This is a genomic window from Atopobium fossor DSM 15642, from assembly GCF_000483125.1.
In the GTDB taxonomy this organism is placed as follows: Bacteria; Actinomycetota; Coriobacteriia; order Coriobacteriales; family Atopobiaceae; genus Atopobium; species Atopobium fossor.
Genome location: NZ_KI519553.1, coordinates 737,828 through 754,737 on the forward strand (window position 1 = coordinate 737,828; position 16,910 = coordinate 754,737).

14 protein-coding genes and 1 tRNA gene are annotated in these 16,910 nt (G+C 44.8%); 9 read left to right on the top strand and 6 right to left on the bottom strand.

Going from position 1 to position 16,910, the window contains the following annotated elements:
• Window positions 1-62: 62 nt before the first annotated feature.
• The 4 genes from G469_RS0106175 to G469_RS0106190 form a co-directional block, all read right to left on the bottom strand.
• Window positions 63-1,508, bottom strand: a complete 1,446-nt coding sequence (locus G469_RS0106175; protein WP_028264310.1) for a tetratricopeptide repeat protein — start codon at window positions 1,506-1,508, stop codon at window positions 63-65.
• 40 nt (window positions 1,509-1,548) lie between these two features.
• The gene (locus G469_RS0106180; protein ID WP_028264311.1) at window positions 1,549-2,097 is read right to left on the bottom strand and encodes a peptidylprolyl isomerase; all 549 of its coding nucleotides are present in this window, start codon (window positions 2,095-2,097) and stop codon (window positions 1,549-1,551) included.
• Window positions 2,098-2,242: 145 nt separating this feature from the next.
• Window positions 2,243-3,514 carry a zinc ribbon domain-containing protein gene (locus G469_RS0106185; protein WP_169726182.1) on the bottom strand — a complete coding sequence of 424 codons (1,272 nt, stop codon included), beginning with the start codon at window positions 3,512-3,514 and terminating at the stop codon, window positions 2,243-2,245.
• Between the two features lie 25 nt (window positions 3,515-3,539).
• Window positions 3,540-3,616: transfer RNA gene (locus G469_RS0106190), tRNA-Arg, on the bottom strand.
• Window positions 3,617-3,755: 139 nt separating this feature from the next.
• On the opposite strand from G469_RS0106190, the gene G469_RS0106195 reads away from it, so the two are divergent.
• From G469_RS0106195 to G469_RS0106230, 8 genes are all read left to right on the top strand, one after another.
• Window positions 3,756-4,631 (top strand): prephenate dehydrogenase, encoded by an 876-nt coding sequence (locus G469_RS0106195; protein WP_028264313.1) that lies wholly within the window; start codon window positions 3,756-3,758, stop codon window positions 4,629-4,631.
• Window positions 4,628-5,710, top strand: coding sequence for a 3-dehydroquinate synthase (aroB, locus tag G469_RS0106200; RefSeq protein WP_028264314.1), 1,083 nt, complete (start codon window positions 4,628-4,630; stop codon window positions 5,708-5,710). Before G469_RS0106195 ends, aroB begins: the two co-directional genes overlap by 4 nt.
• A 10-nt stretch (window positions 5,711-5,720) precedes the next feature.
• Entirely contained in the window at window positions 5,721-7,037 is a 1,317-nt protein-coding gene (gene aroA / locus G469_RS0106205; RefSeq protein ID WP_028264315.1) for a 3-phosphoshikimate 1-carboxyvinyltransferase, read from the top strand.
• Window positions 7,038-7,039: 2 nt separating this feature from the next.
• Window positions 7,040-8,200 carry a chorismate synthase gene (aroC, locus tag G469_RS08585; RefSeq protein ID WP_051353803.1) on the top strand — a complete coding sequence of 387 codons (1,161 nt, stop codon included), beginning with the start codon at window positions 7,040-7,042 and terminating at the stop codon, window positions 8,198-8,200.
• An 8-nt stretch (window positions 8,201-8,208) separates the two neighbouring features.
• Window positions 8,209-9,363, top strand: coding sequence for a bifunctional chorismate mutase/prephenate dehydratase (locus G469_RS0106215; protein WP_028264316.1), 1,155 nt, complete (start codon window positions 8,209-8,211; stop codon window positions 9,361-9,363).
• Window positions 9,363-10,670, top strand: coding sequence for a shikimate kinase (locus tag G469_RS0106220; RefSeq protein ID WP_051353804.1), 1,308 nt, complete (start codon window positions 9,363-9,365; stop codon window positions 10,668-10,670). Before G469_RS0106215 ends, G469_RS0106220 begins: the two co-directional genes overlap by 1 nt.
• Window positions 10,671-10,835: 165 nt before the next feature.
• Complete coding sequence (gene aroQ, locus G469_RS09065; RefSeq protein ID WP_084522324.1) at window positions 10,836-11,837, top strand: type II 3-dehydroquinate dehydratase; 1,002 nt, start codon at window positions 10,836-10,838, stop codon at window positions 11,835-11,837.
• Between the two features lie 12 nt (window positions 11,838-11,849).
• Window positions 11,850-12,491 (top strand): M48 family metallopeptidase, encoded by a 642-nt coding sequence (locus tag G469_RS0106230; protein WP_084522325.1) that lies wholly within the window; start codon window positions 11,850-11,852, stop codon window positions 12,489-12,491.
• On the opposite strand, the gene nrdG is transcribed toward G469_RS0106230, so the two are convergent.
• Window positions 12,488-13,036 (bottom strand): anaerobic ribonucleoside-triphosphate reductase activating protein, encoded by a 549-nt coding sequence (gene nrdG, locus G469_RS0106235; protein WP_028264320.1) that lies wholly within the window; start codon window positions 13,034-13,036, stop codon window positions 12,488-12,490. The two genes, G469_RS0106230 and nrdG, sit on opposite strands and share 4 nt — an antisense overlap.
• A gap of 86 nt (window positions 13,037-13,122) precedes the next feature.
• Window positions 13,123-15,348, bottom strand: a complete 2,226-nt coding sequence (nrdD, locus tag G469_RS0106240) for an anaerobic ribonucleoside-triphosphate reductase (protein ID WP_028264321.1) — start codon at window positions 15,346-15,348, stop codon at window positions 13,123-13,125.
• A 422-nt stretch (window positions 15,349-15,770) separates the two neighbouring features.
• Between nrdD and trpS the strand changes: the two genes are divergently transcribed.
• Window positions 15,771-16,823: a tryptophan--tRNA ligase gene (gene trpS, locus G469_RS0106245; protein ID WP_028264322.1), complete on the top strand. Its 1,053-nt coding sequence runs from the start codon at window positions 15,771-15,773 to the stop codon at window positions 16,821-16,823.
• Window positions 16,824-16,910 lie beyond the last annotated feature (87 nt).

Consider the following 16,910-nt stretch of genomic DNA (forward strand, 5'->3'; position numbering starts at 1 on the left):
TCCTTCAAACGTATTTTTACAACCATACACACTCAGATAAATACGAACGATACATTACGTTACTACTCGTCAGAACTTGATGTATCAGTGCTTGCTGCTTTTGTGGAAGCAGCATCAGTGCTTGCGGTACTTGCAGACTCAGTATTTGCTTCCTGCGTGTTTGCGGTATCAGAAGAGGCCTCTTGCGTATCAGAACTAATAGCAATGTTATTACCATGAGTTGCTTGAGAGGCATAACTTGTACTAACAGCAGTAACCTTCCAAGAAATGCCATCACGAATCAAATCAATGGTGTAATCCTGGGTGCCACCCTCTGGAAGTGTTGCGGTTACGTACACCTTAGAAGAGCTCATGGAGCGGTCTACGCCACCAACAGAAACCTTGGCCCCAACAGGCAAGCTAGAAACAATTTCTTGTTGCTGATCAGCAGAAAGAGAACTATTCAAATACTGAGAAGCCTGACCTGAGCTTGATACAGAATCAAACATCTGAGTCACAATGCTTTCCTGTGTAGGATAGCCATAGCCCTTATAAAACGCTACGCCACCCGCAGCAGCTACCAACAGCAGCAAGATGAACAGGGTAATAAAAATCTTACGACCAATATGGCGATGTTTGCGACGAACCTTACGATTGCCCTTCTCAGCTTCAATAAGATCAGACTCACTCACCGAGAAGAAACCGGTGTCTTCAGGAGAAGGCATCATTTCGCCAGATTTACCCAAGGGATCCAAGGGATCATAGGAGCCAGTGCCTGCATAGCCAGCAGCCTCCAAAAATGCATCGGTCTCTGAAGGTTGGGTGCCAGTAAGCGCACTCAAGGCTTTTTGCGCTGCAGCATATGCTGCCTGTTGCTCGCCAGTCAGCTCGTAGCTACCATCTGCCAGTGCATGACCAAAGGCATCAAGGGCTTCCGACATGCGATTTGCAGCAACATATGCATCGCCCAGCTGGGCATAAATAGCATTTTGATTAGCAGCAGGAGTTGAAAAGTCCAATGCCGTACGATAAGCCTCCACTGCATCAATGGGACGACCAAGCTGCATAAAGCAGCCACCCAAACTGGTAAGAGCACTTGCTGGATTGGGATTTGTTTCATCAATTGCAGCATTACGATATGCAATACCAGCATCACGAACATTACCCATTGCAAGTTGGGCTGCACCTAGAGCTACCTGTGCCTTGTAAGGAGTTGTGTACTCAGAATCTTGCAAAGCAGCATTGAGAACATCCACAGCCTCCTGACTACGGCCTGCGGCTAATAACGCACGACCTTGGTTGCACAGCAAAGCACCACGCTTGCCGTACGCCTCATCACGCAAGGCATCAGAATAAGCTTGAGCAGCTTCGTCAAAACGACCAAGCTTCATTAAAGAATTACCCTTGAGATGATCGGCTGCGCCAAACAACTCGCCCGGATCCTTAACAGCTGCCATTGCAAATACAACAGACGACCAATCCCCACGCTGATAGGCAGTACGAGCGGCTTCGAATGCTTGCTGATCCATATTGCTCCTTCGATTATGCTACAAAAACAAGAACAAAGAGCTATGCCTTGTCGTGCTCAATACGAACAGATTCAATTACATCTCCCGCACGCAAAGATGCAATCACATCAAATCCGTCAATTGTCTGACCAAAAACAGTGTACCCACTATCCAAATTATGCTGTGGACCTAAACAGAAATAAAACTGAGAGCCCGCAGAGTCTGGCATCATGGAGCGAGCCATAGCCAAAGCACCATCTTCATGGCTGTTATGAGGGTTTGTATCATACTCGTGCTTAATACAATAACCAGGACCACCAGTACCAGGCATACCAAACTCACCAGACTTACCAGCTGCAACTTCTTCACTGGTAAGATCACGCGTGTTAGGACAACCTCCCTGGATAACAAAACCGGGAACATAGCGATGGAACTTAAGGTCATCATAAAACCCAGATTCTGCCAACTCGCACAAGTTACCAACATGAATGGGAGCGCCTGCTCCATCTAATTTAACGCGAATAGTACCCTTGCTGGTGGTAAACACAGCTATCTCGTCACCAACAACCTTGTACTCAGGCGTATGCAGTGGATCTCCAAACAAACTCATTTGGGCAACACTCCTTCACTATAGGTATCCGAATTAGTTTACCAGCACATAAAGCTGTTCACACTTTGTGCAGAACGTCTCGCACGGACAAAATAAGCTCATTACACAAGTCTGTGCAATACCAGAGTTAAAATGCAAGATAAACCTACGATTCCGGATTCCAACTTTCATAGTTCTGTTCAAAGAGCGATTTATAAGCCTCTTGGCTCGAACCATTTTGGGACGAACGAAGAATTGACATAATATTAGTTTTATCGGCAGACGGATTTTCCGACGATAAAACCTCCTGCCATGCCTTATTAACAATATCGAGGCGGTTACGCAGATAATTACCAAGGGTTCCCATGTTGTTAATCTGAGTCACATAGGTACCTGTAGTAGTATCAAGTGCCTGAATCTCCGAAATAAGATTGCTTGTTTGATATGAAAGAGATTTGGCCTCATCCGCTGCTTTTTTAATAGCATCCGTATCGGAGCTAAATGCTATCGAACTGAATGAATCCACATTCTTATTAGTTTTCTGAGCGAGCTCACCTAGTTTTTTATAATCTTCAACAAGTTTTTTGTACGTTTGCTCGTCAGCAGACTCTACGTGAGTGGTGGCAGCTGTAGTATCTGAATCTTGACCAGCAAGTTTTTCCTTTACACCAGGAAAACCAGCTTTTGACGTGTCTGCCTCTGTAGATTTTTGTGTGGTATAGCCATTGGGTGCCCAAGGATGAGTGAAATACAAAACAGCACAACCTACCAGTAATAACGATGCAACAGCGGCTGTTGCTACCGTACGTAAACTCGGAAGATTTTCAAATGCATACCCATTACTAGAATTTGCAGGAAGCGCGCTCGCAATGCGTGGGATGGCATTGGTTTGTTCTGATTCAGATGGTTGAGGCTCATCATCTTGGCTGGTTGAAGCATCCAAATGAGTCAGACTGTCAAGATCATCAAGGTCATCCAGCTCATCTAAAGAAGAGTTGCTATCAGAACTTGAATTAACAATCGCAGCCTTTGCTACAGTTTCTGCCTCAGACATGTTAGATGGTTCGAGTGAAGGCAGATCCCCCAATAAAGTGGAGCGAGTAAGTTGCTCTGGCGTGTTAGCACTTAGTGCATCTGCAGGGGTATTGTCGGATACAGAAACTGTTTGGGATGAGATACCTGATGCAGATTCACTGCTCTTCTTGTCCTCAAGCACGGAATCTGCAGTAGATTTGATAGACATTACAGACTGTTTGTTTGTAACAGGCATGCCGCAAGAAGGACACGAACTCATGTCATTGGGAATCAAAGCTCCACAGGTTTTGCAATAGGTACCATCCAACTTGGGCAGCCGCATAGTGAGTTCCAAAGTTGAATGGCAGGCCGGACAGACCGATAAATCGTCTGCAATATGTGTGCCGCAGTAGGGGCAAATCACGTGAGTCCTCCAGCAAACAAGCAGGTGGTGCCCTCAGTGGGGATCGAACCCACGACCTTTCGCTCCGGAGGCGAACGCTCTAATCCACTGAGCTATGAGGGCATGTAGGAGTTAAGTATAACCCGAGAAATGTTACACCAACGTTTACGATACCAAGCTCAGAACATTTGAGCATGAAATACGTAGTATTATCTGATAAATACATAGAATATTTTTACGATTTTTGCAGATAGAGAGCACAATGACAGATAGTTCTGGGGCACACACGGTAGGTATTTTAAGTCTAGGCTTAATTGGTGGTTCATTTGCAAAGGCCTTTGTTCGTGGTGGTTATACCGTATATGCCTACGATGTGGTTCGTTCGGTTATGTGTGAGGCACTGGCAGATGGTATTGCCGGTGAACTTAACGAGAAAACCATCGGAGCTTGCGAACTTATTGTACTAGCAGGCTATCCTGAAGTATGTGTTCGATGGCTTGAAGCACATGCACACAACATTGCATCCCACACCCTAGTTATAGACACAGCTGGTGTTAAACGCAGTTTATGTACTGCCTGTAACCGCATTGCAGCTGGTCACAGCTGGACCTTTATTGGATGCCATCCCATGGCTGGTACTCAATTTTCTGGTTATGGCAAAGCTCGTGCCAATATGTTTGTAAACGCTCCACTCGTAGTATGTTTGCCGCAAAACATTACGCCTAACCCTACAGATACAAGCAACAAGAGCATTTGTGCACGTCTACGTGAATTGCTCGAACCCTGTGGTTTTGCGTCCTTCACCAGTGCAACTCCAGATTTTCATGATGAGCAAATTGCCTATACCAGCCAACTTGCACATGTGGTTTCCAATGCTTATGTAAAAAGTCCTGCCGCTCAAGCTCACAAAGGCTTCTCGGCAGGGTCATACAAAGATCTCACACGTGTAGCGCGCTTAAACGCAACCATGTGGACTGAGCTTTTTTTGGACAACGCAGATAACTTATCTTCCGAGATAGAAACCCTTATTCAGAATCTACAAGCATACAAAGATGCGCTCGATACAGCCGATGCCAATGCCCTTCATGCCCTACTCGAAGAAGGCGATCGCCTGAAGAGAGAAGCTGAAGCACGATGAATACTACGATTACTGTTACTACCCCCTCAGTCAGCTATAACGTACATGTAGGTACTAAACTGCTGGAACAAGTGGGTAGTATTGCACATACGGTTAATGCCGGCACGCGCGCATTTATTATCACGGACAGCAATGTAGGACCTCTTTATGTGGATTGTGTTGCACACTCTCTGAATACTGCAGGCTACACGGTTTTCTCGGCAGTATTTGATGCTGGCGAGAAATCCAAGCATTTTGGTACATTATCTGAACTGTTAGAACGCATTGCCGCAGCAGAACTTTCCCGTAAAGACCTTATTGTTGCCTTGGGCGGTGGCGTATGTGGAGACATGGCTGGTTTATGCGCAGCCTTATATCTGCGTGGTATAGATGTGGTGCAAGTTCCCACCTCTTTGCTTGCCATGGTTGATTCCTCCGTTGGTGGAAAAACAGCCATTGACTTGCAGGCGGGTAAAAATCTTGTAGGCGCTTTTTTACAACCCAAGGCCGTCATAGCAGATGTAGACACTCTAACAACCATCTCTTCAGAGCTGTTCCGCGATAGCTGTGGTGAGGTTATTAAACATGCCGTTATTGCAGATAAGTCTTTGTTTGACCAGCTTATAGTCCATCCCCTCACATCTGCAAACTACAGTACGCAAGAGCTTGTGAATATCATCGCTCGAAATGTGCAAATAAAAAGCAAGGTAATTCAGGCTGATGAAAAAGAACAAGGTATGCGCCAAATTCTTAACCTTGGCCACACGCTTGGACATGCTATTGAGGCTGCAAGTAACTTTAGTCTTGGACACGGTAGCAGTGTAGCAGCTGGCTTGTGTTGCGTGGTTCGTGGTGCCAGCAAGTTTGGCTGGTGTGATCCCCAACTAGTAAAATCCATTGAATGCATTACACAAGCGCATGGCTTACCAAGTAACACAGATATTGACCATAACAGCTTGTTTAAATTTGCTACACACGACAAAAAACGCGCCTCTCAAAGCGTTAATCTTATAGTTCCTACCGCAATCGGAAATGTAGAAATTAAAACAATTTCCTTAGCTCAGCTACGCAAACTCATAGATGCTGGCTGTGGTAAATAGAAGGAGCATGATGGACATTCTTATTACGCCACATGAGCTCACCGGTTCCGTTGATGCCATTTCTTCCAAATCGGTTGCTCATCGTTTACTTATTTGTGCATCTCTCGCCAATAAACCCTGCAATATAGTGTGCAACACCACAAGCGCAGATATTATGGCAACTGTGGAATGTCTTCGTGAGCTTGGCGCTCGTATTACACGCACGCAAACAGGTTTCAGGGTTGTGCCTATTAAACAGCGCGGCCGTCATTTTTGGAGACCTCGCACCAAGTTAGATTGTCGTGAATCTGGCTCTACCCTACGTTTTTTACTACCCGTCATTTGTGCGCTCGGCAACAATGTAGCCATCTCTATGGGCGGAAAATTGCCTCAACGTCCACTTACACCTCTTTATGAACAACTCATTGCCGCCGGTGCTCAAATGAGTCCTCAAGGCACCGTCCCCTTTATGGTTTCTGGCTCAATGCGAGCAGGTATTTTTAGAATGCCTGGTAATATTTCTTCTCAATATGTAAGTGGCTTGCTTATGGTAGCGCCTCTTTTGGCAGAAACCTTGCAGGTAGTAGTAACTGAGCCTGTAGAATCTCGTCCTTACATCCAGCTCACTATTAATGCCATGCAGCAATTTGGTGTGCCCGTATCTACCGAACGCACAGTAGAGTTTGACCAAAAAGTTACGATATATACCGTAGATGGCTCTGCGCAGTATAGTTCTCCCGAGACAACCTTTGTAGAAGGCGACTGGTCAAACTCTGCTTTTTGGTTATGTGCAGCAGCTCTAGGTGGTACAGGAATCTGCGTCAATCAACTTAATCTTTCTAGCTGTCAAGGCGACCGCTCTATCATGGCTGCGCTTGCTCGTTTTGGTGCACGTATTTCTCGCAAAGGCAAATCTGCCGTTGCACTAGCAGATCATATTGATGGCTGTACCTTAGATGTAGCAGACTTTCCAGATTTAGTCCCTCCCCTTGCTGTTGTTGCAGCTTTGGGTCGTGGAACTACACACCTCACTGGTGCTGGACGCCTGCGTCTTAAAGAATCTGACCGCTTGCAAACAGTATGTAATGGTCTTTGTGCCCTTGGCGCAAACATCCGTATTCAAGATGACGGTCTTATCATTACAGGCGTGGATCAACTTACCGGTGGAGTGGTAGATGCTGCAAATGATCACCGCATAGCCATGATGGCTGCTATTGCTGCAATACGCTGCACCAACAACGTTATTATTCGTAAAGCACACTGTGTCAATAAATCTTATCCACACTTCTTTGAAGATTATGCCCAACTTGGAGGCCTTGTTGAGAAGCTTGAGGATGTAGAGGACTAATCATGGCATCACAGTTTGGTACAAGTGTACAGGTTAACATTTTTGGACAATCCCACTCAGATGCAATAGGCGTGTGCATAGAAGGACTGCCTGCGGGCTTTTATGTGGATCAACAAACACTGACCAGCTTCATGGCTCGTCGTGCTCCCGGCCAAAGTGCTTGGTCTACCCCTCGAAAAGAAGCAGACGCTGTGCACTTTGTGTCTGGTCTTAACCCACAAGGCTATACCTGTGGAGCTCCTCTTTGTGCAGTTATTAATAACACCAATACACACTCTGCAGATTATGACGAACTTACACGTATACCACGCCCCGGTCACGCGGATTTTCCCGCACAGCAAAAATGGCTTGGCTTTCAAGATGTGGCAGGTGGCGGACATTTTTCGGGTAGGCTTACAGCACCACTTTGTATTGCTGGCGGTATTGCCATACAAATGCTCGAATCAATGGACATAACAATTGCAGCTCATCTTTGTGAAATAGCTGGTATTGCGGACGATAACTTTGCTGCATATGTCAATAACTCAAGTTTTCAGCAAAAACTCCGCGACCAAATGAATGCCCTTCACGATGGTCGTAGCTTCCCCGTACTTAACCAAGACATTAGCGTACGTATGCAAGAGGCTATTACACAGGCACGTCATGACCATGATTCTGTTGGTGGCATTGTTGAATGCGTTGCGACTGGACTACCTGCGGGCATAGGTGGACCTTTATTTGATGGCATTGAATCTGCTATTGCACGTATTGTTTTTGGTATTGGTGGTGTAAAAGGTCTGGAATTTGGTCGTGGTTTTGAGGCTTCGCGCATGCGTGGTTCTAAACATAATGATGGCTATCGTATGCACCAGGACGCTATCATTCCAACAACTAATAGCGCTGGCGGGAATCTTGGTGGTCTTACCACAGGCGCTCCCCTTCTCTTTAGGATGGCTATTAAACCCACATCTTCCATTGGTCTTGAACAAGACTCTGTAGATATGCAAAAAAAGACCAACGCCACACTTGCTGTAAAAGGCCGACACGATCCCTGCATTGCTCCTCGTGCCGTTCCCGTTGCAGAAGCTATCATGGGTATTGCCCTTCTCGATCAACTTGTGTCATATCCATCACAGCACACATTTGACGCAGTTGTAAAGTCCGTTACCGCACAACAAATCTAAGGTATCGCATGAATGATCTTTCCAACATCCGCGCACGCATAGACGAAATTGACGACCACATTATTGATTTATTCATGCAGCGTATGCAGTGCGTTTCTGAAGTTTCTCAATACAAGGCTGCACACCATATGCCTGTGTTGGATCCTGGTCGTGAGCGTGCCAAGCTTGACTATGTTGCTTCTCAGGTACCCGATGCATTAAAAAGCTATAGTCAGGTACTTTTCTCGCTTCTTATGGAAACTGCTCGCGCTTCCGAGCATGCCCAGTTGGACAGTTCAAATGGTCACATACTTTTGGGCGATAAAATCTTGGCATCCCAGACAAACACACCCAACCTATTCCCACAAACAGCCCATGTTGCCTGTCAAGGTGTTGAAGGCGCGTATTCCCAAGTGGCTACAGACAAATTATTTAGACATCCCACCATTTCATTCTTCAATACATTTGAAGGTGTGTTTAACGCTGTGGAGCAGGGTTTTAGCCGTTATGGTGTTATACCTTTAGAAAACTCTACAGCGGGTTCGGTTACGCAAGTCTACGACCTTATGATGAAGTATGACTTTTATATTGCACGTACACTACGTCTCAAGGTTGACCACTGCGTTTTAACAAAGCCTGGCACCTGCATGGAAGATATTACTGACATTTACAGTCATCCTCAGGCTATTGCTCAGTCTTCAGGGTTTTTGGATGCCCATAAAAATATAACTGTCCACGTTGTAGAGAATACCGCTGTAGCCGCAAAGCTTGTTGCACAATCCAAAGGCACCACCAGCGCTGCTCTTTCGAGCCGTTGGTGTGCAGCGTTATATGGTTTGTCCATCCTTGCCCAAAACGTGCAGGACAAAGGAAACAACTACACGCGCTTTGCTTGCATTAGTAAGGGTCTTGAAGTGTATCCTGGCGCCGATCGCAGTTCTCTTATGCTTGTTGTTGGACATGAGCCGGGCACACTGTATAAAGTGCTTTCTCGCTTTTTTGCTCTTGACATCAATATCTGTAAGCTAGAAAGTCGTCCTATTCCAGATCGTGACTTTGAATTTATGTTCTACTTTGATATTGAATGTCCTGTTGCGGCCCCTCAATTTGCCACACTTATGAACACCCTCAGTGATGTATGCGAGGAATTCCGTTACTTAGGTAGCTATTCGGAGCTAGTGTAATGGGCTTGCAACAACCTAGACAACCAGCTTTACAGATGCCCCACACACCTTTTGGCCTTCTTGGACGCAACCTTACTCACAGCTGGTCTTCTCAAATCCACACACAGCTTGGTAGTGCTCCGTATGCTCTCTATGAGATTGAATCAAACCAACTAAAGGATTTTATTACATCTTGTGGTTGGCAAGGCCTTAACGTAACCATCCCTTATAAAAAGGATGTTGTTCAACTGGCCGATAAAAGATCAAATGCTGTCCAAGTGCTCGGTGCAGCAAACACGCTTACACGTCTTCCTGATGGTAGTATTTTTGCCGAGAATACCGATGTGTTGGGTTTTTCTTGGATGCTAAAACGCTTTTGCAAAACCCAGCTCAAAGCCGCCAACGCCACAGAAGTATGTGCTCATAGTAAAGTGCTGGTGTTGGGAAACGGTGGAGCGTCACGTGCTGTTTGTTATGTGCTTAACCAAATGCAAGCGCACACTGTTGTAGTTTCTCGTTCAGGGGCTACAAACTATAACAATATTCTGCCACAGCATCAAGATACTGTTCTTATAGTAAATACCACGCCCGTTGGCATGTATCCTCACGACAATGCTTCACCTTTGAGCTTTCAAACTATACAGACGCTTCCACAGCTCAAAGGCGTTCTTGACATTGTGTACAACCCTCAAAATACACAGCTTTGCCAATATGCACGCAAGCTTACTATTCCTGCACAGACAGGACTCAGCATGCTCGTAGCACAAGCATGGGCGTCTTCTAAATTATGGCAGCACAAAAATCTCTCCGAAGCTCTTATCGAGAGGATTGAAAAGGACCTCAAGAAGCAGATTTCCAATATTGCTTTTATCGGTATGCCTGGATCAGGAAAAACGTCTACTGGCAAAAGACTTGCACGCATGCTTCAGCGACCTTTTGTTGATCTTGATGATGTAGTAGCACTTGCTTGTGGTATGCCCGTAGCAACATACATTCAACGCTATGGTGAAGATGCATTTAGACAGCAAGAAACGCAAGCATTGGCTCAATACAGCCATGAGTCTGGTCTGATTATTTCTTGTGGTGGCGGCATAGTTACCCGCTCAGAAAACTACGATTTACTTCATCGTAACTCTGTTGTTGTCATGGTTGATCGGCCACTCAATGAGCTTTCTGATGAAGGCAGACCACTATCCCAAGCACAAGGAATTAAAGCGCTGGCAAAACAGCGTATGAATTTATATTATGGCTGGTCAAACCATGTATTACACACTACTGGCTCCTCTCAAACAGACGCAGAAGCTGTTATGGAGATGCTTAATCTCTAGTATGTGAAAGCCGCCATAAAATCCTCATCACATGTGCCGCTTACGGATAGCTGAATACAGTTCATAGATGAGCTAGACCTCAAAAAATATAAGCATGCAATACTTATTAGTTAACAGACCGCAACTAAAGAGTAAGGATGCAACGGGGCTCCCCCGAGAATAGCTATGAACTACGCAAATGTCGCATCGCATATTTTGGACAATGTTGGTGGAAAACAAAACGTACTCACCAGCACCATTTGCATGACACGTTTGCGCGTAAGTCTTACAAACGTTGCGCTTGTCAATGAAAGCGAAATCACAGCCTTAGACAGTGTCTTGGGCATTGTTCCCCGTGGTGAACACGGTATAGAAATTGTATTTGGCCCTGCGGTTGTCGAGAAGGTCTATCAAAATTTTTCACTACTTGTTGGCTCAAAAAACAATGAAGCAGTTCCACCCGAGCGACCTCACGGTGCAATGCGCGTTCACATTAGTCCTGCTCGTAGACAATCCTTCGCTGCACAGGCACAGGCTTTAATGGGCGAAACAAACATTCATACAAATACACATACTAGTTCTGGTCATGATGCTTCAGCAGCATCACATGCGTCTTCTTTTACCCTTGGTTCTCCAGACGATGATATTACTTCACTGGTTGCTGCTCTTGATTCTGTACCAAGCTCACATCGTAAGTCATCTTTTCCCTCGGCACGCAGGCATACTGCTCAGACAAGCCCCGTTGCAAACAAAAAGATTTTGGTACTTAATGGGCCTAACATCAACATGCTAGGCATTCGTGAGCCACAGCTCTATGGAGCTCAAACCTATGCTGATTTAATCAGCCTTTGCCAAGATGAAGCTGGAAAGCTAGGTTTTGAAGAATGTAGCTGCTATCAGTCTAATCATGAAGGTGACTTAGTGGACGAAATCCAGCATGCGTATGGCATTTATGATGGCATTATTTTTAATCCTGGTGCCTATACTCATACGTCCATTGCACTTCTTGATGCACTTAAAGCTGTACAAATCCCCTGTATAGAAGTGCACATTTCTGCTATAGATGAGCGCGAAGATTTTCGCCAGGTTTCCTATATCCGTCAGGCCTGTTTTGAAACAATTACTGGTCTTGGCCTTAAAGGCTATCGCAAGGCTATTCAGTCTATGGCGCAATACCTAGCCCGATAAGTACGCCCGTCCATGAGAAAGTTTTATAACTCAAGAACTGTTCTGTATAGCTATACCTTCCAATTGAACTCTATAGTGGTCCTTATACAGTTTAAGTACATTAAAAATATTACCTTACGTGTTAAGTCTGACGGCTCAGTGGTGGTATCTGCTCCTGCGTATACATCCTCCAAGTATGTAGAATCATATATTCAGTCAAAACATACTTGGATTATGGCTAAAAGAAATGCAATGTTAGCTAAAACAGGTATGTATCCAATAACAAACCAGCAGGTATACCTCTGGGGCGAGAAGCACAGCACAAAACTGCACAAACAGGAGCTAGAATCACTCTATAAACAGCAATTACTCACTGCTTTACCAAAAGTTATTACAACCACACAAGATATTTGTCAGGTACAAGCCAAAGAGTGGCGTGTACGCAATATGAGTAGTAGATGGGGATCATGTATTCCCAATAAAAAGCGCATTTGGCTGTCTACGCATCTTGCGGCATATCCACCAGAATGTCTTACCTATGTTGCCATACATGAACTTTGCCACCTGTATGAAGCAAACCATAGTGCACAGTTTTATGCACTTCTCGATAGGTTTTATCCTGATTGGAAACGCTGTAAACAGCTCCTTAAACAGCCGCTTTATCCAACGTTCTAGTCCATAGTATGAGTGCTATAAACCTCTTCATCCTCCCAAAGCACAACTTCACCAGTCGCAAGGGTTTGAGGTACATCAATTAAGCGCTGATTAGACGAACCCCTAAAGCGTAATGTGATGTCATACAACTCTTTTATAAACATACCATCTACTAGTACATCTAAACATGCCAAAATGCGATCTGTTACCTCTGTATGATGAAAACCGCCTTCACTAATTTCTTCTAAGGTATCACCGGTGTAGCACCAAATACTTTTATCAGGAAATTCACGACGAACACGCTCAAAAAAATCTACCAAATCACGCTGGTTTTCTGGTTCCATAGGCTCGCCACCTAACACCGTAAGACCTTCAATCCAGCTCGGACGTAGACTTTCTATAATATTGTCTGCAATCTCATCTGTGAACTCCTCACCAAAGTTGAAGTTCCATGTCATAGCATTAAAACACTCTTTACAGTGCCTACGACAACCAGATACAAATAAACAGGTACGCACACCGGTACCGTTTGAGATGTCTGAATATTTGATTGATGCGTAATGCATAATGAAATCCTTTGCCTATAACAAAAGGTAAGAATAAAAATGCGGGCCACATTCGCAGCCCGCATCGTCTTTACAACTCATAATCCTTAGAGGTGAAGGACGCGGTCCTTAATCTCTTCGGTACGACCTTGATTCCAGAACTGAGTCCCAATGTAACCGCAGGTACGACGAGCAACATTCAACTTATCCTGATCACGATTGCCACAGTGCGGGCATTCCCAAATAAGCTTACCGTCTGTATCTTCTACAATCTTAATCTCGCCATCATAGCCACAAACCTGACAATAATCACTCTTGGTATTGAGCTCAGCGTACATGATATTGTCGTAGATGAAACGCATGACACTTACAACAGCCTCAAGGTTATCCTGCATATTAGGAACTTCAACGTAGCTGATAGCTCCACCAGGAGATAGTCGTTGGAACTGACTTTCAAAAGCAAGCTTCTTGAAAGCATCAATATTCTCGGAAACATGCACGTGGTAGCTATTAGTAATGTAGCCATGATCTGTAATGTGAGGAATGACACCAAAGCGACGCTGTAGAGCCTTAGCAAACTTGTAAGTTGTTGACTCTAAAGGCGTACCATATAGCGAGTAATCTATATTCTCGGCATCCTTCCACTGCGCACACTTATCATTCATATGCTGCATAATAGCAAGGGCAAATGGTGTGGCCTGAGGATCCGTATGAGAATGACCAGTCATAAAACGCGTGGCCTCATACAATCCTGCATAACCCAAAGAGATGGTAGAATAGCCGCCATACAGCAGCTTGTCAATAGGTTCTCCCTTATCCAAGCGTGCAAGAGCACCATACTGCCACAAAATTGGTGCAGCATCAGAAAGTGTGCCCAAAAGACGCTCATGACGACAACGTAAGGCCCTATGACAAAGCTCAAGACGCTCGTCAAAAATCTCCCAGAACCGCTTTGTGTCTCCACCAGAGGACAAGGCTACATCAGGCAAGTTAATAGTTACAACGCCTTGGTTAAAACGGCCATAATATTTGGGCTTTCCAGGAACATAGTTCTTAGCACGAGCAATGTTATTAAAACCACCTTCAGAGCGGTCTGGCGTCAAAAATGAGCGACAACCCATGCAGGTAAAGGTATCACCTTCACCTTCCTTCTCACCTGTAGAGAGCTTATACTCCTTCATTTTCTTCTCGGAGATGTAATCGGGAACCAAGCGCTTTGCCGTACATTTAGCAGCAAGTTGTGTGAGATAGAAGTATGGTTGATGAGGTTCAATGTTATCTTCCTCAAGCACATAGATAAGCTTGGGGAATGCAGGGGTAATCCACACACCCTGCTCGTTACGAACGCCCTCATAACGCTGACGCAAGGTCTCTTCAATAATCAAAGCCAAATCTTTTTTGGTGCGCTCGTCCTCCACCTCATTGAGGTACATAAATACCGTTACAAATGGAGCCTGGCCATTGGTAGTCATGAGCGTAACAACTTGGTACTGAATGGTTTGTACACCACGACGAATCTCATCGCGAAGGCGCTTCTCCACAATTTCCTGTAGCTTATCCGCAGCAGGTTCTACACCAAGACTGTTGAGTTCATCAATGGCCTGAGAGCGAATCTTCTTACGAGAAACATCTACAAATGGAGCGAGGTGTGACAAGGAAATAGATTGACCGCCATATTGATTAGAGGCAACCTGAGCAATAATCTGCGTTGCAATGTTACAAGCAGTTGAAAAACTGTGGGGTTTCTCAATCATAGTGCCAGAAATGACCGTACCGTTTTGGAGCATATCTTCCAAATTGACCAGGTCACAGTTGTGCATATGCTGAGCATAATAATCTGCATCATGAAAATGAATGATGCCTTCATTATGAGCAGCTACAACATCTTCTGGCAGTAGCATACGCATGGTAAGATCCTTGGAAACCTCACCGGCCATATAGTCGCGCTGTACAGAGTTAACGGTTGGGTTTTTGTTAGAGTTTTCCTGCTTGACATCCTCGTTGTTACACTCAATTAACGACAAAATCTTGTCATCTGTAGTGTTCTTTTGACGCTTAAGACTCTGAACATAACGATAAATGATGTACTTACGAGCTACCTCAAAACGGTCCAAGGCCATAATCTCGTCCTCGACCATATCTTGAATTTCTTCCACCGTAACGGTGTGTCCTGCATCCTCACAGCGATCACGTACATTCTCGGCAGCATAAGTAATCTGACGCTGCGTCAGGCGCATATCGGAAGGAACCTCATTGTTGGCAGCGCTGATAGCATTAGAGATCTTATCGATGTCAAAGATGACCTCAGAGCCGTTACGCTTGATAATCTTCATGGCAGGAACTTTCTTCTTTGTGTAGATTAGGCTACCGATAGAAACAACCAATACTTTCTTTTTGTCGGCACCATCTATCCTACTCTATCTATGAGCTCCTACTAAGTACAATTTTGCTTAAAACCACAAAATATTGTTGTTAGAAATCTTTACAACCACAATATATGGTAGGTGTTCACCTGGACAATTATAAAGAGCTGCAGGTAAATAAATTGTGCTTCGATGCACACATTACACTTGAACACGCTCTGCATAAAAAGTATGCGCCAAAAGTTGTGTACGCTCTGATGTGACTCACATAATTCATCCACTGACCTGAAACTTACTAACATAAATTGCCTAAACTAAACTGTACTGACAACAATCTTGAGTACTCAGATGCTCTACACTAAACAAGATATACCAACTGTGAAAGGATTATTATGCCCAACGAGGGTAGCTATGAAGTCGCACTCAAACGTAGCAACACCATTCGCGACGATATAGAGTCTGGTAACGTTGCACCGTACACCATGCTTACAGGTGATCGTCCTACGGGTCGCCTGCATCTTGGACACTACTTTGGCACTATTGCACAGCGTGTTCGTTTACAAAATCTTGGTGTGCATACCAACATTATCATTGCAGATTACCAGGTCATTACAGACCGCGATACTACAGACCAAATCCAAGACAACGTCTACAACATGGTTATGGACTATCTTGCCTGTGGTATTGATCCTGCCAAAACTATGATTTTTACTCACTCCGCTATTCCAGCAGCCAACCAGCTTATGCTTCCCTTTTTGTCTTTGGTAACCGAAGCAGAAATGGAGCGTAATCCCACAGTAAAGGCAGAGCAAGCTGCCTCTGGGCATGCGCTTACAGGATTATTACTTACCTACCCCGTACATCAGGCGTGCGATATTTTGTTCTGCAAGGGTAATATTGTGCCGGTAGGTCGCGATCAGCTACCCCACATAGAGATTACCAGCAAAATTGCTCGTCGCTTTAACGAACGCTATGGCAAAGTTTTCCCCGAAGTATCTGGCTTGCTTACTTCTACCCCACTGTTACCTGGCCTTGATGGGCGTAAGATGTCTAAATCATATGGCAATGCCATCTCTTTATGCATGACAGAACAAGAAACTGCCAAGCTTATCAAGAAGTCCAAGACTGACTCTGAACGTAACATTACTTTTGATCCTGAAAATCGTCCTGGCGTAAGCGCACTTCTCACCACCGCAAGTATTTGCACAGGACGTGCTCCGCAAGAAATTGCTGAAGAAATTGGTATGGGCGGCTCAGGCCAACTTAAGGGCTATGTTACCGATGCTGTTAATAATTATTTTGCCCCCATACGTGAACGTCGCCGTACCTACGAGCAAGACCTCACATATATCAAAGATGTTTTGCATGAGGGTAACAAACAGGCAAATGCTATTGCCGAGAAAACTTTGGATGAAGTTCGTGAAGCAATGGGAATGATTTACTAAGTTTCTTACGCAAATCACTCTATATGAATGTAAAAACGGATGAGAAAATCTCATCCGTTTTTGTTTACTGTATATATTTGTCCGTGA